Raw genomic sequence first — 19975 nt, forward strand, 5'->3', positions numbered from 1 at the left:
CAGGGAGGTGAGGTGCGCGGTCGGCCGTCCTGGCCTCAGCGGATGCGGTGCCGCTTCCAGAAGGGGGTCAGGTCCTTGGCCGTCACGGACTGGGCGGCCTTCTTGAAGTCGGCGGTGGTGGAGACGCCGTACCAGTGGTCGTGGGCGTACCGCTTGAGGAGCCGTGCCATGGTGCCGGCTCCGAGGGTGCGTTCCAGGTCCGCCAGGGCGCAGGGGCCGGCCGTGTACACGAGGTGGTACTCGCCGGGGTGGGCGGCCCAGTAGGCCATCGAGTTGGTGAGCGCGGCTCGGTCGCTGGGCCAGTCGTCCTCCGACCAGCAGTCGCGGGTGTCCCAGCCGTAGAAGCGCGCGTTGGCGTACTGCGCGAAGCTCTCGTCCAGCCACGGTGAGGCGTACTCGTCGTTGCCCACGATGCCGTACCACCACTGGTGGGCGATCTCGTGGACGACCGCGCTGCCCTCCTCGGTGGTGCCGAGGAACACCAGGCCCGGGTACTCCCTGCCGCCGCCGAACCCGCTGGTCATCACGAGGTCGATCTCGCCGTACGGATAGCGGCCGAACTCCTTGCCGAACCGGTCGACGGCGGCGACCCCGTCCCGGCGGTTGAGGCGCACGCCCCCGGCCGAAGTGCCCGGCGACCAGTACGACTTGACGCGCACGCCTCCGGGTGAGGTCTCCGTCGCGGTGCGGAACGGGCCCGCCGCCCACGCGAAGTCCCGTACCCGGTGGGCGACACTGCGGGTGATCGTGCGGCCATGCCCGCCCGGGCGGGTCCAAGTGCGGCCGGTGGCGGGGACCTTGAGGGCCGACGGGTGGTCGAGGCGCACCCGGAACTCGCTCGCCAGGGAGTAGAAGCTCTCGCCGGTCGAGACGTACGGGTCGAGATGCCAGCCCTTGGCGTCGTGCACGGCGAGGACCGGCAGCGCGTTGCCGAGGAAGCGGAACGCGCCCTCGCGGCCGAAGCGGTTGTTCCGTGCGGGCACGGTGACGGACACGTCGAAGGCGACGGCCGTCCGCGCACCGCGTGCGAGCGGCTTGGGCAGACCGATGCGCAGCGCCGTGCAGTTGACGGTGAGGCCGCCCGCGGTGCCGCCGCCGACCTTGGACACCCTGATCGGGGACGGCTTGCCGGGCGTGCCGCAGCCGTCCTCGCCGTTGCCCCACAGGCGCACGTACACCTCGCGCAGGGGCCGGTCGGAGGCGTTGCGGAAGGACACCCGCTGCCTGCCCGTCCAGCGGGAGCCGTCGGCGTCGGCGCGCAGACTCACGTCGTAGCGGAGCCGGTCGGGTGTCGCGACGGGGGCACTCGCCTTCGCGCCGGGCACGGTGGCGGCCTCGGCCGCGGTGGAACTCGCGCCGAGGAGCAGTGCGAGCAGGAGCGCCGGCAGACGGCGACCGGTTCTTGACGACCACGCGGGCAGCGACGACATGGCAGCGGATCCTGTCACATCGGACGCACAGAGAAAATGCCCGAGTGCGCCGGGGGCGTTCCCTGTACGTTGACGCACAGAACGTATCCGCAGCTCACACCCTTCGCTAAGGCCTACCCACCGTGTTCCTGACGATCAGCACCACCGGCACCGCCGAACGCCCCGCGACCGACCTCGGCTACCTGCTGCACAAGCATCCCGACAACGCGCAGACGTTCTCCACGTCCTACGGCACCGCGCACGTCCTCTACCCCGAGGCGTCCGCCGAGCGCTGCACGGCCGCGCTGCTGCTGGAGGTCGACGCGGTGGCGCTGGTCCGGCGCGGCAAGGGCAAGGGGCGCGGCGGGGCACCGGACGCGGCACTCGCGCAGTACGTCAACGACCGCCCGTACGCGGCCTCTTCGCTGCTCGCCGTCGCGCTGAGCGCCGTCTTCAGCACCGCGATGAAGGGCCAGTGCCGGGCGAAGCCCGAACTCCCGGGCGAGACCCGCCCGTTGCGCGTCGAGGTACCCGCAGTACCGGCCCGGGGCGGCGCGGACCTCGTACGACAGCTCTTCGCGCCGCTCGGCTGGACGGTGACCGCCGAACCGGTCGTGCTGGACCCGGAGTTCCCGGAGTGGGGCGACTCGCGGTATGTGCGTCTCGTCCTCGAATCGGAGTCGCTGACCCTCGCCGAGGCGCTGCGCCATCTGTACGTCCTGCTGCCCGTCCTCGACGACGCCAAGCACTACTGGGTCGCGCCCGACGAGGTCGACAAGCTGCTGCGGGCCGGTGAGGGCTGGCTGGCCGAGCACCCCGAGCAGAAACTGATCACCAGCCGCTATCTGTCCCGCCGTTGGTCGCTGACCCGCGAGGCGATGGAACGGCTGGAACTGGTCCGGCTCGCCGAGACCGACGACAGCGAGGTCGAGGAGATCGACAACGCCGTCGAGGAGGAGACGGAGACGGAGGAGCGGCCCACCCCGCTCGCCGTGCAGCGCCGGGACGCGATCCTCGCCGCGCTGCGCGCGTCCGGTGCCGCCCGTGTCCTCGATCTCGGCTGCGGACAGGGCCAGTTGGTGCAGGCGCTGCTCAAGGACCCGGCGTTCACCGAGATCGTCGGCGTCGATGTGTCGATGCGCGCGCTCACCATCGCCTCGCGGCGGCTGAAGCTGGACCGGATGGGGGAGCGGCAGGCGGCGCGAGTCCAACTGCTGCAGGGCTCGCTCGCCTACACCGACAAGCGGCTCAAGGGGTACGACGCCGCCGTGCTGTGCGAGGTCGTCGAGCACCTCGACCTCCCGCGGCTGCCCGCCCTGGAGTACGCGGTGTTCGGCGCCGCCCGCCCCCGCACGGTCCTCGTGACGACACCGAACGTCGAGTACAACGTCCGCTGGGAGACCCTCCCGGCCGGGCACAGCCGGCACAGCGACCACCGGTTCGAGTGGACGCGGGAGGAGTTCCGCGCCTGGGCGACCACGGTGGCCGAACGGCACGGCTACGAGGCGGAGTTCGTGCCGGTCGGCCCGGACGACCCCGAGGTCGGCCCGCCGACCCAGATGGCCGTTTTCACGCTGAGGACCGGATCCGAGACCGTCACCGGGACCACGACCGAGAAGAAGGAGGCGAAGGCCGCATGAGCGACGTCGAGAACACCGAGACCACCGAGAGCGCTGAGGGTATGGAGAGCAAGGGACGCGTCCTGCCCGTCACCGACCTCTCCCTCGTCGTCCTGATCGGGGCGTCCGGCTCGGGCAAGTCCACTTTCGCCCGGCGGCACTTCAAGCCCACCGAGGTCATCTCTTCCGACTTCTGCCGGGGCCTGGTCGCCGACGACGAGAACGACCAGAGCGCCAGCGGGGACGCCTTCGACGTCCTGCACTACATCGCGGGCAAGCGACTCGCCTCCGGCCGCCGTACGGTCGTCGACGCGACCAACGTGCAGGAGGGCAGCCGCAAGCCACTGATCGAACTGGCCCGGCAGTACGACGTCCTGCCGATCGCCGTCGTCCTCGACGTGCCCGACGACGTCTGCGCCGAACGCAACGCCTCCCGCACCGACCGGGCCGACATGCCCCGCCGGGTCATCCACCGCCACATCCGCGAACTCCGCCGCTCCCTGCGCCACTTGGAGCGCGAGGGCTTCCGCAAGGTGCACGTCCTGCGGGGCGTGGCGGAGATCGAGGCGGCCGAGGTCCGCACCGAGAAGCGCTTCAACGACCTGACCCACCTCACCGGCCCCTTCGACATCATCGGCGACATCCACGGCTGCGCCTCCGAACTGGACACCCTGCTCGGCAAGTTGGGCTACGAGGACGGCGTGCACCCGGCCGGCCGTACGGCGGTCTTCGTCGGCGACCTCGTCGACCGGGGCCCGGACAGCCCGGGCGTACTGCGCCGCGTGATGTCCATGGTCGGGTCGGGCAACGCGCTGTGCGTGCCCGGCAACCACGAGAACAAGTACGGCCGCCACCTCAAGGGCCGCAAGGTCCAGCACACCCACGGCCTCGCCGAGACCATCGGGCAGATGGAGGGGGAGAGCGACGAATTCCGTGCCCAGGTCCGGGAGTTCATCGACGGACTGGTCAGCCACTACGTCCTGGACGGCGGACGCCTTGTGGTCTGCCACGCCGGTCTGCCCGAGAAGTACCACGGCCGCACGTCCGGCCGGGTGCGCTCGCACGCGCTGTACGGCGAGACGACCGGGGAGACCGACGAGTTCGGCCTGCCGGTGCGCTACCCGTGGGCGGAGGACTACCGGGGCCGGGCGGCCGTGGTCTACGGCCACACGCCCGTCCCCGAGGCGAGCTGGCTCAACAACACCATCTGCCTGGACACCGGTGCGGTCTTCGGCGGCAAGCTGACCGCGCTGCGCTGGCCGGAGCGGGAGCTGGTCGACGTACCCGCCGAGCGGGTCTGGTACGAGCCGGTCAGGCCGCTGCGTTCGGAGGCACCGGGCGGGCACGACGGCCGGCCGCTGGACCTGGCGGACGTCCACGGCCGCCGGGTGGTGGAGACGCGGTACGCGGGCCGGATCACGGTCCGCGAGGAGAACGCGGCGGCTGCACTGGAGGTCATGAGCCGTTTCGCGGTGGACCCGCGCCTGCTGCCGTACCTCCCGCCGACGATGGCACCGACGGCGACCTCGCAGGTGGAGGGGTATCTGGAGCACCCGGCGGAGGCGTTCGAGCAGTACCGGACCGACGGGGTCGAGCGGGTCGTGTGCGAGGAGAAGCACATGGGGTCGCGGGCGGTCGTGCTGGTGTGCCGTGACGCGGAGGTGGCCGGGAAGCGGTTCGGTGTGGACCCCGACGGTGGTGTGAGCGGGGCGCTGTACACGCGTACCGGGCGGCCGTTCCTCGACGACCCGGCCGTGACCGAGGAGATCCTCGGCCGGGTGCGGGCGGCGGCGGACGGGGCCGGTCTGTGGGACGAGCTGGGCACCGACTGGCTGCTCCTGGACGCCGAGTTGATGCCGTGGTCGCTGAAGGCGTCCGGGCTGCTCCGGTCCCAGTACGCCGCGGTGGGCGCCGCGTCCGGGGCGGTGTTCCCGGGGGCGCTGGCCGCGCTGGAGGGCGCTGCGGCGCGGGGCGTCGAGGTGGGCGACCTGCTGGCCCGCCAGCGTGAACGGGCCTCCGACGCCTCGGCGTTCACGGAGGCGTACCGGCGCTACTGCTGGCCGACGGAGGGTCTGGACGGGGTCCGGCTGGCCCCCTTCCAGCTCCTGGCGACCGAGGGACGCAGCCTGGCCGGGTTGCCGCACGACGAGCAACTGGCCCTGCTGGACCGGCTGGTGGAGCACGACGGCTCCGGGTTGCTGCAGACGACTCGACGCCTGTACGTCGACACGGGTGACGTCGAGTCGGTGCGGGCGGGCGTGGAGTGGTGGCTGGAGATGACCGGGCGGGGTGGTGAGGGCATGGTCGTGAAGCCGCTCGGGGGTGTGGTGCGGGACGACAAGGGGCGGCTCGTGCAGCCCGGCATCAAGTGCCGGGGGCGGGAGTATCTGCGGATCATCTACGGGCCGGAGTACACGCGCCCGGAGAACCTCGCCCGGCTGCGGGGGCGGTTCCTGAACCACAAGCGGTCGCTTGCGGTCAGGGAGTACGCGTTGGGGTTGGAGGGGCTGGACCGGCTGGCGGAGGGGGAGCCGTTGTGGCGGGTGCATGAGGCTGTGTTCGGGGTGCTGGCGCTGGAGTCGGAGCCGGTGGACCCACGGTTGTAGGGGTCTTTCCTCGCCCCCGCCGCCTCTACCCGTTCCCATCCCTGGGGGCTGCGCCCCCAGACCCCCCTCTTGTCCTCAAACGCCGGACGGGCTGAATACCTAGGGGCGGCGGGGGCGACGGAAAATCAGTCGACCAACCGCAGCCTCTCCCCACCCACCCCCACCCGAACCCGCTGCCCCCAGGTCAACTCCACCGCATCGCTCTCGATCCCGTCCCCGAAAGCGATCAACCGCTCGGACTCCACCGTGAGAGTCAGCCCACCCCCTGCCCCCAACTCCCCCGCGACCAACGACGTCCCGGTCGCCGGGGACGGCCAGGCCTCGCGGACGAACCACACCAGGCGGTTCTCCGTCGGGGCCGGCAGGCGTGGGCCCGTGCCGCCGCGGTCCTGCCAGACCGAGCGGAGCCAGCCGCTCGCCCCGGTCCCTGTCCCCACCAGCACCCCGGACGATGCCTGGGCCTCGACGGCACCCCTGTCGTCGTCGAGGCTCAGGCGGTATCGGGCGGTCTGGTGACCGGCGGCGCCGAGGTAGATCTCGTTGAGGGCCAGCAGGCGTTGGGTGTCGTCGGCTACCGCCTCGACCATGGTGAGTTCGGTGACGCCCGTCGCCGTCGCGAGTACCGACGGGAGGAGCGTCCGCGCGTCCGCCGGGCGGTGGCGTACCAGGACGCCCGGATTGCGGCCGGGGTCCGTGTCGATGCCCACCACCGGCTGCCCGGACAGGTACTTGGCGACGTTCGCCACCAGCCCGTCCTGCCCGACCACGACGACCACGTCCTCGGGTGCGAAGAGGAAACGGTCCAAGTCCGTTCGCTCCAGCCGGGTCTGACGCCAGGTCAGCGGGATCGCCGCCGTCACCTCCGTCAGCGCTCGGCGCGTGCGGTGGTGGCGTTCCGCCACCTCCTCGATGTCCCGGCCGCGGGAGCGGAGGAAGAAGGCGGCCTGGCCGTGCGTGCCGTGCCGGGCCACCAACTCCTCGTACTCCGTGGTGCGATGGACCAGTACGGCCCGTGGCGCGAGGCTCACTCCCGCGCTCCGCCGCCCAGCCTGGCGAGCAGGCCGGTCAGGACGTCCGGCGACACCGTCACGCTGTCGATCCGGGGCAGGTTCTCGGCGAGCCGGGTGCCCGTCAGGGCGTGCAGCAGTGCCACGTCCGCGTCGGCGTGGGCGCGCAGCCACGCCGCCTGGGCCTCGGCCCGCGCCTCGCCCACGCCCCGCACGCTCTCGGCCTCCGCCTCCGCGAGCCGCACCACGCGCGCCGCCTCCGCCTCGGCCCGTACCGCGTCGGCAGCCGCGTACTCCTCGGCCTCGCGGCGGGCGTTCGTACCCCGCTGGTCGACCAACTGCTCCTCGCGCCGGGCGAGTTCGATCTGGCTGGCCAGCTCGTTCTCGGCGATGGCCCGCTCGCGTTCCACGGCCACCGCACGGCGTTCGTACGTCGCCCGGTCGGCCTCCTGCTGGATCTGCTCGCGGGCGGGGGTGCGCAGCGCCCGCTCGACCTCGGGTTCCGGCCGCAGGGCCACCACGCGTACGGCGACGACCTCGATGCCCGTGGCCGGCAGGCGCGGCTCGGCGGCCAGTCCCGCCGCGACCCGCTCCCGTACCGACGCCACCCCGTCGACCAGCGCGGACGACAGGGGCGTACGGGCGAGGACGTCCAGGGCGTGCTGCTGGGCCGTCTCCGTCAGCAGCGTCGCCAGCTGCTCCAGGGGTGCGCCGCGCCAGACGCCGGTGTCCGGGTCGACGGAGAAGTCGAGGCGGGCGGCGGCGAGGGCGGGGTCGCTGACGCGGTAGGTGACGGTCGCCTGGACCGCGACGTCCTGGAAGTCGGACGTACGGGCATGGAAGGTCATCGCCAACTCGCGGTCGTCGACCGGGACTTCGGAGAGCGTTGCGGTCAGCGCGCGGAACCAGAAGCTGAGTCCGGGGCCGTCGTGCGTCAACTGGCCCGAGCGGTGGTGGCGGATGTGGGCCGTGGGCGTGCCCCGCAGATGGCGCCAGCCGAGGCGCCGGGTGATGTCGGCCATGTGTCTGTCGTCCCTCCGCAGCACTTTTCGTCAAGTGGACGATATTCGGTCCATCCGCTTATCGTCAAGGGGACGAGATGCGGGAGTGGCGGGGGAGCGGTGTGGTGAGGGTTATCCCCCACATCCGCCGGCCGGCGGGTGAACGCGGTGCGGAGTGGTCAGGATGGAGGTATGGGATTCCATGTCGACTCCGAGGCCGGGCGGCTGCGCCGCGTCATCCTGCACCGGCCGGACCTAGAGCTCAAAAGGCTCACCCCCAGCAACAAGGACGCCCTCCTCTTCGACGACCTGCTGTGGGTACGCCGGGCGCGCGCCGAGCACGACGGTTTCGCCGACGTGCTGCGCGACCGGGGCGTCGCCGTCCACCTCTTCGGCGACCTGCTCACCGAGGCCCTGGCGATCCCGGTGGCCCGGACCCTCGTACTGGACCGGGTCTTCGACGAGAAGGAGTACGGTCCGCTCGCCACCGACCACCTCAGAGCCGCCTTCGAGAACCTGCCCGCCGCCGAACTGGCCGAACTGCTCATCGGCGGCATCACCAAGCGCGAGTTCCTCGCCGCGCACGCCGAACCGACCTCGGTCCGCTTCCACGTCATGGAGCTGGACGACTTCCTCCTCGGCCCCCTCCCCAACCACCTCTTCACCCGCGACACCTCCGCCTGGATCTACGACGGCGTCTCCATCAACGCGATGCGCTGGCCGGCCAGGCAGCGGGAGACCGTGCACTTCGAGGCGATCTACCGGCACCACCCCCTCTTCAGCGAGGCGTTCCATGACGAAACCTTCCGCCTCTGGTCGCAGGGGCAGGCGGACTACCCCTCCACCATCGAGGGTGGCGACGTCCTCGTCATCGGCAACGGCGCCGTACTCATCGGCATGAGCGAGCGCACCACGCCCCAGGCGGTCGAGATGCTCGCGCACAAGCTGTTCGCCGCCGGGTCGGCCGAGACGATCGTGGCGCTCGACATGCCCAAACGGCGCGCGTTCATGCACCTCGACACGGTGATGACGATGGTCGACGGGGACACCTTCACCCAGTACGCCGGACTCGGCATGCTCCGCTCGTACACCATCGAACCGGGCGTCGGTGACAAGGAGTTGAAGGTCACCGACCATCCGCCGGAGCACATGCACCGGGCGATCGCCGCCGCGCTGGGCCTCAGCGAGATCCGCGTCCTCACGGCCACCCAGGACGTGCACGCGGCCGAGCGCGAGCAGTGGGACGACGGCTGCAACGTCCTCGCGGTCGAGCCGGGTGTGGTCGTCGCGTACGAGCGCAACGCGACCACGAACACGCATCTGCGCAAGCAGGGCATCGAGGTGATCGAGATCCCGGGGAGCGAGCTGGGGCGGGGGCGGGGCGGGCCGCGGTGCATGAGCTGTCCGGTGGAGCGGGACGCGGTGACCTAGACGACCTGGATGACTTGGACGATCTGGATGACCTGGAAGACCTAGGAAACCTAGGAGAAATCCGGCCGTATATAAATGTGAGGAGTCGTATAGACTTCCACGCGTCTGTGTCATGTACGTACTGCCGGATCACTTGGAGCGCCCCCATGGCGACTGTCCCGACCGCCCTCGCCGGCCGCCACTTCCTCAAGGAGCTGGACTTCACCGAGGAGGAGTTCCGCGGGCTGCTCGATCTCGCCGCGGAGCTGAAGGCGGCGAAGAAGGCCGGGACCGAGACGCGGTATCTGGTGGGCAGGAACATCGCGCTGATCTTCGAGAAGACCTCGACGCGTACGCGCTGCGCGTTCGAGGTCGCGGCGGCGGACCAGGGGGCCTCGACGACGTACCTCGATCCGTCGGGTTCGCAGATGGGGCACAAGGAGTCGGTCAAGGACACCGCGCGGGTGCTCGGACGGATGTACGACGGGATCGAGTTCCGGGGTGACAGCCAGGAGGCGGTCGAGGAGCTGGCGGCGCACGCGGGCGTGCCCGTCTTCAACGGCCTGACCGACGCCTGGCACCCGACCCAGATGCTGGCCGACGTACTGACGATGGTCGAGCACGGCGGCGGCAGGCCGCTGCGGGAGATCGCCTTCGCCTACCTCGGCGACGCGCGCTTCAACATGGGGAACTCGTATCTGGTCACCGGCGCGCTGCTCGGCATGGACGTACGGATCGTCGCGCCGAGGGCGTACTGGCCCGCCGAGGCGGTCGTCGCCGACGCGCGGAAGCTGGCGGAGGCGAGCGGGGCGCGGGTGACGCTGACGGAGTCGGTGGCGGAGGGGGTGCTGGGGGTCGACTTCGTCGCCACCGACGTGTGGGTGTCGATGGGGGAGCCGAAGGAGATCTGGGCGGAGCGGATCGCTGCGCTGGCCGGGTATGCGGTGACGATGGATGTGCTGCGGGCGACGGGGAACTCGGGGGTGAAGTTCCTGCACTGTCTGCCGGCGTTCCATGATCTGGGGACGAAGGTCGGGCGGGAGATATACGAGACGTACGGGCTGGAGTCGCTGGAGGTGACGGACGAGGTGTTCGAGTCGGGGCACTCGGTCGTGTTCGACGAGGCGGAGAATCGGTTGCATACGATCAAGGCTGTGCTGGTCGCTGCGCTGGGCTGAGGCGACTTTTTCCTCGCCCCCGCCGCCCCTACCCGTTCCCATCCCTGGGGGCTGCGCCCCCAGACCCCCCTTTGTCCTCAAACGCCGGACGGGCTGACATACCCAGCCCCTCCGGCGTTTGAGGAGCGGGGGTTCGGGGGCGGAGCCCCCGAAGGATGGGACGGGTAGGGGCGGCGGGGGCGAGGAAAAGCCCTACGCCCGACGCCACTGTGCCGGCACCACGGGCACCCTGAACCACACCGCCTTGCCCGACGCAGTCGTCCGGTGGCCGCAGGACGAGCTGAGGGTGCGGATCAGGAGCAGGCCCCGTCCGTGCTCCTGCCAGGGATCCGGCTCCTCCGACACCGGTCGCGTCAGATTCCCCGGCGGTGCCGGGTCCGGATCGTGGACCTCGACCTGGCAGCTGGTCGGCAGCAGCTCCACCACCAGCTCTATCGGCGCGTCCCCGGCCGTGTGCTCCACGGCGTTCGCCACCAGCTCCGCAGTGAGCAGCTCCGCGGTGTCGCAGTCCGCCGCCGCATGCTCCAGCTCGGCCAAGGCGGTACGGACCAGCGCACGGGCGACGGGCACCGCCGCGGCGGTGTGCGGCAGGGCGATACGCCAGGAGGCGGGGGCGGAGGCGGGGGGTTCTTGCAAGGCGGTTCCGTTCATGGAGCAGGCTGTCCTGCTTTCAACAATAGGAATGGTACGGCGAGGCCCGGCAGAGGCATTTGTCGGGCGCCGCACGGGACCTTCGGCAGTCCCGCTCACCGTTCGGCTTACCCAGACCAACGGCCCGTCTCCCGCAACCCCTCCCACTGTTACCGCGTTATTGACACCTCGTGACGCGACCGCATCACCGAAACAGACCGCGTGAGCGCCCCCTCCTCCCCATTCCTCTATCGCGCTCTCATGACGACAGTCACATATCGGTGATAATTTTGAACCATGAGTCCCTTCACCGGCTCGACCCCCCGCACCTCCACCTGGCACCACCTCCGCCTGGACCTCACTCCCACCGGCGTCGCCACCGTCACCCTCGCCCGCCCGGAGAAGCTCAACGCCCTCACCTTCGGCGCCTACGCCGACCTGCGCGACCTCCTCGCCGAGCTGTCCCGGGAACGGTCCGTACGGGCGCTGGTGCTGGCCGGCGAAGGCCGCGGCTTCTGCTCCGGCGGCGACGTCGACGAGATCATCGGCGCCACCCTGGGCATGGACACGGCCCAGCTGCTCGACTTCAACCGGATGACCGGGCAGGTCGTGCGGGCGGTACGGGAGTGCCCGTTCCCGGTGATCGCGGCGGTGCACGGAGTGGCGGCGGGCGCCGGGGCCGTCCTCGCGCTGGCCGCCGACTTCCGCGTCGCCGACCCCTCCGCCCGCTTCGCGTTCCTGTTCACCCGGGTCGGCCTCTCGGGCGGCGACATGGGCGCCGCCTACCTGCTGCCCCGCGTCGTCGGCCTCGGCCACGCCACCCGCCTCCTGATGCTCGGCGAGCCGGTACGCGCCCCCGAGGCCGAGCGCATCGGCCTGATCAGCGAACTGACCGACGAAGGCCGAGCCGACGAGGCCGCCCAGACCCTCGCCCACCGCCTCGCCGAGGGCCCGGCCCTGGCATACGCCCAGACCAAGGCCCTCCTCACCGCCGAACTGGACATGCCCCTGGCGGCGGCCGTGGAACTCGACGCCGCCACCCAGGCTCTGCTGATGACGGGCGAGGACTACAAGGAATTCCACGAGGCGTTCACGCAAAAACGCCCCCCGAAGTGGCGCGGCAAATGAAGCGGACTCCAGGGGCAGCCCCCTCAGGGGCGCGGGGAACTGCGCGCCCAGCCACAGCGGCGCCGCACCCGCCAACGACGACCAGCAACCCCCAACGCATCGCGATAATCGGCGGCGGCCCCGCAGGCCTATACGCCGCAGCCCTGCTGAAACGCCTCCGCCCCGACCGCGAAATCACCCTCTGGGAACGCAACGCCCCAAACGACACCTTCGGCTTCGGAGTCGTCCTCTCCGACGAAACCCTCGGCGGCATAGAACACGCCGACCCCGCCGTCTACGAAGCCCTGCAACACCACTTCACCCGCTGGGACGACATAGACATCGTCCACCGCAACACCCGCCACACCTCCGGAGGCCACGGCTTCGCGGCCCTCGGCAGACAGCAACTCCTCGAAATCCTGCACACCCGCTGCCGCGAACTCGGCGTAGAGCTGCGCTTCCGTACGGAGGCGCCGTACCCGGCCTGGCTGGCGGAGACGCACGACCTGGTCATCGCGGCCGACGGAGTCCACAGCACCACCCGCGAGGCCTACGCCCAGGAGTTCCGCCCCCGACTGACCACCCACCGCTGCCGCTACCTCTGGCTCGCCGCCGACTTCGCCTTCGACGCCTTCCGCTTCGAGATCGCGGAGACGGAACACGGCGTGATGCAGCTGCACGGCTACCCGTACGCCCCCGACGCCTCAACCGTGATCGTCGAGATGCGCGAGGAGGTATGGCGGGCGGCGGGCTTCAACGAAAACGAACCGGACACAGCCTCTTCCGTTTCCGTCGACCGCTGCGCGAAAATCTTCGCCGACGCCCTCGGCGGACGCCCCCTGCGCGCCAACAACTCCACCTGGACCACCTTCCGTACGGTCGTCAACGACCGCTGGTCCCACGGCAACGTCGTCCTCCTGGGCGACGCCGCCCACACCGCCCACTTCTCCATCGGCTCCGGCACCAAGCTCGCCGTCGAGGACGCCCTCGCGCTCGCCGCCTGTCTGGAGGAGCGGCCGACGCTCGCCGAGGCGCTGACGGCGTACGAGGAGGAGCGGCGGCCTGTTGTCGAGTCCACACAACGGGCGGCCCGCGCCAGCCTGGAGTGGTTCGAGAACCTGCCGCTCTATCTCGACCAGCAGCCCCGCCAGTTCGCGTTCAACCTCCTCACCCGCAGCCGCCGCGTCACCCACGACAACCTGCGCCTGCGCGACCCGCACTTCACGGCCGCCGTGGAACGGGAGTTCGGCTGCCCGCCCGCCACCCCGCCCATGTTCACGCCCTTCCGACTGCGCGAACTGACCCTCCGCAACCGCGTCGTCGTGTCCCCCATGGACATGTACTCGGCCACCGACGGCGTCCCCGGTGACTTCCACCTCGTCCACCTGGGCGCCCGCGCGCTGGGCGGCGCCGGGCTGGTGATGACCGAGATGGTGTGCGTGAGCCCCGAGGGCCGCATCACCCCGGGCTGCGCCGGCCTCTACACCGACCAACAGGCCGAGGCCTGGCAGCGCATCGCCGCCTTCGTGCACGCGCATGCCCCCGGTACCGCACTCGGCCTCCAGCTCGGCCACTCAGGCCGCAAGGGTTCGACGAAGCTGATGTGGGAGGGCATGGACGAGCCCCTGGCCGACGGCGACAGCAACTGGCCCCTGCTGGCCGCCTCCCCGCTCCCGTACCGCCCCGGCAGCCAGACCCCGCACGAACTCACCCACACTCAACTTGCCACCATTCGCGAGCAGTTCACCGCAGCCGCCCGCCGGGCCGCCGACGCGTCCTTCGATCTCCTCGAACTCCACTGCGCCCACGGCTACTTGCTCTCCGGCTTCCTCTCCCCGCTCACCAACCACCGCACGGACGCGTACGGCGGCCCGCTCACCGCGCGGCTCCGCTTCCCCCTCGAAGTCTTTGACGCCGTACGGGAGGTGTGGCCGGGGGAGCGGCCCATGACCGTCCGTATCTCGGCCACCGACTGGGCCGACGGCGGTACGACGGCCGAGGACGCCGTCGCCATCGCACGCGCCTTCGTCGCCCACGGCGCCGACGCGATCGACGTCTCGACCGGGCAGGTCGTGGCCGACGAGCGCCCGGAGTACGGCCGTTCGTACCAGACCCCGTTCGCCGACCGCATCCGCCACGAGACCGGCGCCCCGGTGATCGCCGTCGGCGCGATCTCCTCCTGGGACGACGTCAACTCCCTGATCCTGGCGGGCCGTACAGACCTCTGCGCGCTCGCCCGCCCCCACCTCTACGACCCGAACTGGACCCTGCACGCGGCGGCCGAGCAGGGGTACGAGGGTCCGGGCGCCGTCTGGCCGACGCCGTACCGCGCGGGCAGCCGACGCCCCCGCAGCGGACGCACGGACGCCCCCAAACCCCGGCTCACACTGGGGAGTTGACCTCGGCCATGCCCGCCGTCAGCGTCGAGCCGTCCGCCGGGTCGACCAGCAGGAACGCGCCCGTGCGGCGGGACACCGCGTAGTCGTCGAGGGCGAGTGGCTCGGCGGTGCGCAGGGTGATGCGGCCCAGGTCGTTCGCCGCCAACTCGGCAGCCCCGCCGAGGTCCTTGACCACGGCCTTGACCGTACGGGTCGTGTGCTTCACCAGGACCCGGTCGCCGACGCGCAACGGGCGGTCGGTGAGATGGCAGACGGAGGCGTGGACGTCCTGCGTGAGCGCGGGCGCGTCCGCACCGGCGGTGAGCATGTCCCCGCGTGAGAAGTCCCGTTGGTCGGCCAGACTGACGCTGATCGACTGCGGCGCGTACGCGACCCGGGCCGCCGTGCCCAGCACATCGATACCGGTGATCTCGGAGGTCTCCCCGGACGGCTGAACGGTCACCCGGTCGCCCACCCGCAGCGAGCCCGACACCAACTGCCCGGCGTAGTGCCGGACTTCGCCGTGCCGGATCACGTACTGCACGGGGAAGCGGGCGGGCGCGTCGGCGGAGTCGCCGCCCACCGCCACCGACACGTTCTCCAGGTGATCGAGGAGCACCGGCCCGCCGTACCAGTCCATGTGCGTGGACGGGTCTACGACGTTGTCCCCGACGAGCGCCGAGACAGGGACCGGCGTGAAGCCGGCCACCCCGGACCCACCATCCACCCCACCGCCCGACCCGCCACTCGACCCACTACCCAAGCCACAGCCCAACCCGCCGCCCAACTCCTCGGCGTACGCGGCGAATTCGGCGACGATCCGGTCGAACCGCTCCTCCTCGTACCCGACCAGGTCCATCTTGTTGACCGCGAGCACGACGTGCGGCACCCGCAGCAGCGCCGCGACAGCCGCGTGCCGTCGGGTCTGCTCGACCACGCCGTTGCGGGCGTCCACGAGGACGATCGCCAGGTCGGCCGTGGAGGCACCCGTCACCATGTTGCGGGTGTACTGCACGTGACCTGGTGTGTCGGCGAGGATGAACCGGCGCTTGGGGGTGGCGAAGTAGCGGTATGCCACGTCGATCGTGATGCCCTGCTCGCGCTCGGCCCGCAGCCCGTCCGTCAGCAGTGCCAGGTCGGGAGTGTCCTGGCCCCGGCTCGCCGAAACCCGTTCCACGGCCTCCAGTTGGTCGGTGAGGATCGACTTGGAGTCGTGCAGCAGCCGCCCCACGAGGGTGGACTTGCCGTCGTCGACCGAACCGGCCGTCGCGAACCGCAGGGTGTCGATGGTGACGGCCGTGTCGATGGTGCTGGTCATGGCTAGAAGTACCCCTCGCGCTTACGGTCTTCCATCGCGGCCTCGGACATCCTGTCGTCGGCACGGGTGGCCCCCCGCTCGGTGAGCCGGGACGCGGCGATCTGCGCGATCACGGCGTCGAGCGTGCCCGCGTCCGAGTCGACGGCACCCGTGCAGGACATGTCGCCGACGGTCCGGTACCGCACCCGGCGCTTCTCGACGGCCTCGTCCGCCCGCGGCCCGCCCCACTCACCGGCGGTCAACCACATTCCGCCCCGCCGGAACACCTCGCGGTAGTGCGCGAAGTAGATCTCGGGCAACTCGATGCCCTCGCGGGAGATGTACTGCCAGACGTCCAGCTCCGTCCAGTTGGAGAGCGGGAACACGCGGACGTGCTCGCCGGGCGCGTGCCGCCCGTTGTACAGATTCCACAACTCCGGCCGCTGCCTGCGCGGATCCCACTGCGAGAACTCGTCCCGCAGACTGAACACCCGCTCCTTCGCCCGCGCCTTCTCCTCGTCCCGCCGCCCGCCCCCGAACACGGCGTCGAACCGTTCCGCCTGGATCCGCTCCGTCAACGGCACGGTCTGGAGCGGATTCCGCGTCCCGTCCGGCCGCTCCCGCAGCGCACCCCGGTCGATGTACTCCTGCACGGAGGCCACATGCAGCCGCAGCCCATGGGCAGCCACCACCCGGTCCCGGTACTCAAGGACCTCGGGGAAGTTGTGCCCGGTGTCAACATGCAGGAGGGAGAAGGGAATCGCGGTCGGCGTGAACGCCTTGAGCGCCAGATGCAGCATGACGATCGAGTCCTTGCCGCCGGAGAAGAGAATCACCGGCCGCTCGAACTCCCCCGCCACCTCACGGAAGATGTGAACCGCCTCGGACTCCAGGGCATCCAGATGCGACAGCACGAAGCCACTCGCCTGAGCCCTACTCACCTGGGCCCCACTCACACGAGCCCCCGCTCCGCCAGCAACGCGTACACCGCGTCCGCCGACTCCGCAGGCGTCTGCTCCTGCGTCCGCAGGGTCAACGCCGGGTCCACCGGCGGCTCGTACGGGTCGTCGACGCCGGTCAGGCCGGTCAGTCGGCCCGCCGCCTGCCGGGCGTACAGGCCCTTCACGTCCCGTTCGCTGCACACCTCGACCGGGGTCGCGACATGCACCTCGATGTACGGGGTCCCGCTCGCGTCGTGCCGTTTGTGAACGGCCTCGCGGCTGTCGGCGTAGGGGGCGATCACCGGGACGACGGACAGGACGCCGTTGCGGGCGAGCACCTCGGAGACGAGGCCGATGCGCTGGACGTTGGTGTTGCGGTCCTCGCGGGAGAAGCCGAGGCCGGCGGAGAGGAAGCGGCGGATCTCGTCGCCGTCGAGGACCTCCACCCGGCGTCCCTCGGTGCGCAGCCGGTCGCCGAGCAGTTGGGCGATCGTCGTCTTACCCGCGCTCGGCAGCCCGGTGAGCCAGACAGTGGCTCCCCGAGCCCTGGTCCCGGTCGGTCCCGTGGGCCTGGCCGTGGTGGTCATACGCAACAGTCCTCGTCTCTCTCCCGGCGTGCGGCCCCACGGACGCTAGGTAAGAAACTTGAGAAGAGGCGAAGAGGAACCTGAGGGTTGCGTTAGTGACAGCTGATGTGGCTGAGGTCACACGCGAGTGCACGTGTCACCGGCGTCTCACCCGCGTCTCACCGGAATCGGACACGTGTCACAGCCCCACGAACCCCGCCCCCGCGTCCCGCAGCCGCCCGTGCAGCCCCTGGAACACCGCCGCCGAGCGGACGCCCGGCCAGTCCGCCGGGAGGAGGTGCGCGGGCAGGCCGGGGTCGGCGTACGGCAGATGGCGCCAGGAGTCCAGGGCCAGCAGATAGTCGCGGTACGCCTCCTCGGGCGGGGTGTCCGCGCGTTTCTCCCAGTCGTGCAGCACGCGCGCGTGCCGGTCGAGGAAGGCCTCGTGCTCCTTGGCGATCGCGGCCAGGTCCCACCAGCGGGACACCGCCTCGACCGTCGCCGCGAAGCCCAGGTGCTCACCTCGGAAGAAGTCGACGTACGGGTCCAGGCGCAGCCGTTCCAGGGTGTGCCGGGTCTCCTCGTAGAGGCGCGCGGGGGCGATCCAGACGCCCGGGGTCGCCGTGCCGAAGCCGAGTCCGGCCAGGCGGGAGCGGAGGACATGGCGCTTCTGGCGCTCCGACTCGGGGACGGAGAACACCGCGAGCACCCAGCCCTCGTCGTGCGGGGGAGGCTCGGCGGCGTACACACGCCGGTCGCCGTCGTCGAGCAACTGGCGGGCGTCCGGCGAGAGTTCGTACCCGGCCGCACCCTGCGCCGTACGGGCGGGCAGGAGCAGACCGCGCCGCTTCAGCCGGGACACGGACGAGCGGACGGAGGGCGCGTCGACGCCGACCGCGGCGAGGAGCCGGATCAGCTCGGCGACGGGTACGGGGCCGGGCATGAAACGGCCGTACGCGCCGTAGAGCGTGACGATGAGGGACCGAGGGGCGTGCAGTTCGGACACGTTGATCATTTTAGGCCGCCGGAATCACTGGTTGTCGCCATTTCCGCTGGTCAACTACCTCCGGTGCATGAATTTCGGTCAAGATCACTTCATGAGGGGGACTGTGCCGGGTCGGCCGCTCGCAGCCGGAAGCGCTGGAGCTTTCCGGTCGCCGTCCGGGGCAGCGCGTCCAGGAAGACGAACTCGCGCGGACACTTGTACGGTGCCAGCTCCGCCCTGACGAACGCGCGCAACGCCTCCGCGTCCTGCCGTACGCCCTCCTTGAGCACGGCGTACGCCACCACGACCTGCCCGCGTGCCTCGTCGTCCCGCCCCACCACGGCCGTCTCCACGACGTCCGGATGGCGCAGCAGCGCCTCCTCGACCTCGGGGCCCGCGATGTTGTACCCGGCCGAGATGATCATGTCGTCCGCCCTGGCCACGTACCGGAAGTACCCGTCGGCCTCGCGGACATACGTGTCCCCGGTGATGTTCCACCCGTCCCGCACATATGTGCCCTGTCGGGGATCGGCGAGATACCGGCACCCGACGGGACCGCGTACCGCGAGCAGCCCGGGCGTCCCGTCCGGCACCGGCTCACCGTTCTCGTCCTGCACGCGCGCGTGCCACCCCGGCACCGGCACCCCGGTCGTCCCGGGCCTGATGTCCTCGTCGGCCGCCGATACGAAGATGTGCAGCAGCTCGGTCGCGCCGATGCCGTTGATCAGCCGCAGCCCGGTCCGCTCGTACCAGGCCTGCCAGGTGGCCGCGGGCAGGTTCTCGCCCGCCGAGACACAGCGCCGCAGCGAGCCGGTGTCGTGCGAGTCCAGCCCGTCGAGCATCGCCCGGTACGCCGTCGGCGCGGTGAACAGCACCGACACACCGTGCTCGGCGATGGCCGGCAACAGCTGTTTGGGGCCCGCCTGTTCGAGCAGGAGCGCACTCGCCCCGACCCGCATCGGGAAGACCACCAGACCGCCGAGCCCGAAGGTGAAACCGAGCGGCGGACTGCCCGCGAACACGTCGTCCGCGCGCGGCTTCAGCACATGCCGCGAGAAGGTGTCCGCGATGGCGAGAACGTCCCGGTGGAAGTGCATGCACCCTTTCGGGCGACCGGTGGTGCCGGACGTGAAAGCGATCAGCGCCACGTCGTCGGCTGCCGTGTCCACGGCCGGGTACGGGGTCCCGGGCACCGGACGGTTCAGCAGGTCGTCGAGGCCGTCACCGCCGTACGGCATGATCCGCAGCCCCGGTATCCCGGCCCTGGCGAGGTCGTCCAGGGCCCGGCTGTCGCACAGGGCGTGCCGTATCCCGGCGATCTCGCACATCGTGCTCAGCTCGTGCGGACGCTGCTGCGCCAGCACGGTGACCGCGACGGCCCCCGCCTTCAGCACCGCCAGCCAGCAGGCCGCGAGCCAGGGCGTGGTGGGGCCGCGCAGGAGCACCCGGTTGCCGGGTACGACCCCGAGGTCCCGGGTGAGCACGTGCGCGACCCTGTCCACCCGGGTGCGCAGCTCGCCGTACGTCCATGTCTCACCGGCGGCGGTACGGAACACCGGGCGCCCGGGGGCGGAGCCGGCGCCGTCCAGCAGCTCGGCCGCGCAGTTGAGCCGTTCGGGGTAGTGCAGCTCGGGCAGGTCGAAGCTGAGGTCCGGCCACTGGTCCGGGGGCGGGAGGTGGTCGCGCGCGAAGGTGTCGACGTGGGCCGAGGGGACCCGGCGCGCGGGAGCCACGGGGTCGGCGCGGTCCTCGGGAGCCCTGCCGTACCCGGGCGGCCGGGGATGCGTGGGGTGCATGGGATCCATGGCGGGGCGCCCCCTTGCCGTGGTCGGCGTAGTGGT

15 protein-coding genes are annotated in these 19975 nt (G+C 71.1%); 6 read left to right on the top strand and 9 right to left on the bottom strand.

Annotated elements, in window-relative coordinates:
• Positions 1–35 precede the first annotated feature (35 nt).
• Positions 36–1430 (bottom strand): M1 family metallopeptidase, encoded by a 1395-nt coding sequence (locus tag CW359_RS05690; RefSeq protein ID WP_105968647.1) that lies wholly within the window; start codon positions 1428–1430, stop codon positions 36–38.
• A 122-nt stretch (positions 1431–1552) separates the two neighbouring features.
• Here CW359_RS05690 and CW359_RS05695 point away from each other — a divergent pair, with 122 nt between their 5' ends.
• Together CW359_RS05695 and CW359_RS05700 are read left to right on the top strand one after the other, a co-directional pair.
• On the top strand, positions 1553–3049 hold the full coding sequence (locus tag CW359_RS05695; protein WP_105968648.1) for a 3' terminal RNA ribose 2'-O-methyltransferase Hen1: 1497 nt from the start codon (positions 1553–1555) through the stop codon (positions 3047–3049).
• Complete coding sequence (locus tag CW359_RS05700) at positions 3046–5634, top strand: polynucleotide kinase-phosphatase (RefSeq protein ID WP_408647455.1); 2589 nt, start codon at positions 3046–3048, stop codon at positions 5632–5634. The genes CW359_RS05695 and CW359_RS05700 overlap by 4 nt, the downstream gene beginning before the upstream one ends.
• Before the next feature lie 125 nt (positions 5635–5759).
• Here CW359_RS05700 and CW359_RS05705 read toward each other — a convergent pair whose 3' ends face one another.
• Positions 5760–6662 (bottom strand): NAD(+)/NADH kinase, encoded by a 903-nt coding sequence (locus CW359_RS05705; protein WP_105968649.1) that lies wholly within the window; start codon positions 6660–6662, stop codon positions 5760–5762.
• Positions 6659–7663, bottom strand: coding sequence for an SPFH domain-containing protein (locus tag CW359_RS05710; RefSeq protein ID WP_105968650.1), 1005 nt, complete (start codon positions 7661–7663; stop codon positions 6659–6661). Before CW359_RS05710 ends, CW359_RS05705 begins: the two co-directional genes overlap by 4 nt.
• Positions 7664–7834: 171 nt before the next feature.
• On the opposite strand from CW359_RS05710, the gene CW359_RS05715 reads away from it, so the two are divergent.
• Both CW359_RS05715 and argF read left to right on the top strand, forming a co-directional pair.
• Complete coding sequence (locus CW359_RS05715; protein ID WP_198655102.1) at positions 7835–9073, top strand: arginine deiminase; 1239 nt, start codon at positions 7835–7837, stop codon at positions 9071–9073.
• 146 nt (positions 9074–9219) lie between these two features.
• Positions 9220–10230 (top strand): ornithine carbamoyltransferase, encoded by a 1011-nt coding sequence (argF, locus tag CW359_RS05720; protein ID WP_105968652.1) that lies wholly within the window; start codon positions 9220–9222, stop codon positions 10228–10230.
• 192 nt (positions 10231–10422) lie between these two features.
• Here the strand turns inward: argF and CW359_RS05725 are convergent, their stop codons facing one another.
• Positions 10423–10881 (bottom strand): ATP-binding protein, encoded by a 459-nt coding sequence (locus CW359_RS05725; RefSeq protein ID WP_105968653.1) that lies wholly within the window; start codon positions 10879–10881, stop codon positions 10423–10425.
• Between the two features lie 276 nt (positions 10882–11157).
• Between CW359_RS05725 and CW359_RS05730 the strand changes: the two genes are divergently transcribed.
• Both CW359_RS05730 and CW359_RS05735 read left to right on the top strand, forming a co-directional pair.
• Positions 11158–11988, top strand: a complete 831-nt coding sequence (locus CW359_RS05730) for an enoyl-CoA hydratase family protein (RefSeq protein ID WP_105968654.1) — start codon at positions 11158–11160, stop codon at positions 11986–11988.
• A complete protein-coding gene (locus CW359_RS05735) occupies positions 11985–14366 on the top strand; it encodes a bifunctional salicylyl-CoA 5-hydroxylase/oxidoreductase (protein WP_105968655.1) in 2382 nt (793 codons plus the stop codon). The genes CW359_RS05730 and CW359_RS05735 overlap by 4 nt, the downstream gene beginning before the upstream one ends.
• On the opposite strand, the gene CW359_RS05740 is transcribed toward CW359_RS05735, so the two are convergent.
• From CW359_RS05740 to CW359_RS05760, 5 genes are all read right to left on the bottom strand, one after another.
• Positions 14350–15663, bottom strand: a complete 1314-nt coding sequence (locus CW359_RS05740; RefSeq protein WP_105968656.1) for a sulfate adenylyltransferase subunit 1 — start codon at positions 15661–15663, stop codon at positions 14350–14352. The two genes, CW359_RS05735 and CW359_RS05740, sit on opposite strands and share 17 nt — an antisense overlap.
• 2 nt (positions 15664–15665) lie before the next feature.
• Positions 15666–16583, bottom strand: coding sequence for a sulfate adenylyltransferase subunit CysD (gene cysD, locus CW359_RS05745; RefSeq protein WP_232838239.1), 918 nt, complete (start codon positions 16581–16583; stop codon positions 15666–15668).
• Positions 16584–16594: 11 nt separating this feature from the next.
• Entirely contained in the window at positions 16595–17170 is a 576-nt protein-coding gene (cysC, locus tag CW359_RS05750; protein WP_105968658.1) for an adenylyl-sulfate kinase, read from the bottom strand.
• 178 nt (positions 17171–17348) lie between these two features.
• Positions 17349–18164 (bottom strand): PaaX family transcriptional regulator, encoded by an 816-nt coding sequence (locus CW359_RS05755; RefSeq protein WP_105968659.1) that lies wholly within the window; start codon positions 18162–18164, stop codon positions 17349–17351.
• Positions 18165–18244: 80 nt separating this feature from the next.
• Positions 18245–19939: an AMP-binding protein gene (locus tag CW359_RS05760; RefSeq protein WP_232838240.1), complete on the bottom strand. Its 1695-nt coding sequence runs from the start codon at positions 19937–19939 to the stop codon at positions 18245–18247.
• Positions 19940–19975: the final 36 nt, after the last annotated feature.

The sequence above is a fragment of the Streptomyces geranii genome, assembly GCF_002954775.1.
Classification (GTDB): domain Bacteria; phylum Actinomycetota; class Actinomycetes; order Streptomycetales; family Streptomycetaceae; genus Streptomyces; species Streptomyces geranii.

Excerpts from the sequence above, each read along its gene's own strand:
- argF (WP_105968652.1), top strand. The coding sequence starts at position 9,220 with ATGGCGACTGTCCCGACCGCCCTCGCCGGCCGCCACTTCCTCAAGGAG.
- CW359_RS05715 (WP_198655102.1), top strand. The coding sequence starts at position 7,835 with ATGGGATTCCATGTCGACTCCGAGGCCGGGCGGCTGCGCCGCGTCATC.
- CW359_RS05700 (WP_408647455.1), top strand. The coding sequence starts at position 3,046 with ATGAGCGACGTCGAGAACACCGAGACCACCGAGAGCGCTGAGGGTATG.
- CW359_RS05690 (WP_105968647.1), bottom strand. The coding sequence starts at position 1,430 with ATGTCGTCGCTGCCCGCGTGGTCGTCAAGAACCGGTCGCCGTCTGCCG.
- CW359_RS05755 (WP_105968659.1), bottom strand. The coding sequence starts at position 18,164 with ATGATCAACGTGTCCGAACTGCACGCCCCTCGGTCCCTCATCGTCACG.
- cysC (WP_105968658.1), bottom strand. The coding sequence starts at position 17,170 with ATGACCACCACGGCCAGGCCCACGGGACCGACCGGGACCAGGGCTCGG.
- CW359_RS05740 (WP_105968656.1), bottom strand. The coding sequence starts at position 15,663 with ATGACCAGCACCATCGACACGGCCGTCACCATCGACACCCTGCGGTTC.
- CW359_RS05725 (WP_105968653.1), bottom strand. The coding sequence starts at position 10,881 with ATGAACGGAACCGCCTTGCAAGAACCCCCCGCCTCCGCCCCCGCCTCC.
- CW359_RS05730 (WP_105968654.1), top strand. The coding sequence starts at position 11,158 with ATGAGTCCCTTCACCGGCTCGACCCCCCGCACCTCCACCTGGCACCAC.
- CW359_RS05735 (WP_105968655.1), top strand. The coding sequence starts at position 11,985 with ATGAAGCGGACTCCAGGGGCAGCCCCCTCAGGGGCGCGGGGAACTGCG.
- CW359_RS05710 (WP_105968650.1), bottom strand. The coding sequence starts at position 7,663 with ATGGCCGACATCACCCGGCGCCTCGGCTGGCGCCATCTGCGGGGCACG.
- CW359_RS05760 (WP_232838240.1), bottom strand. The coding sequence starts at position 19,939 with ATGGATCCCATGCACCCCACGCATCCCCGGCCGCCCGGGTACGGCAGG.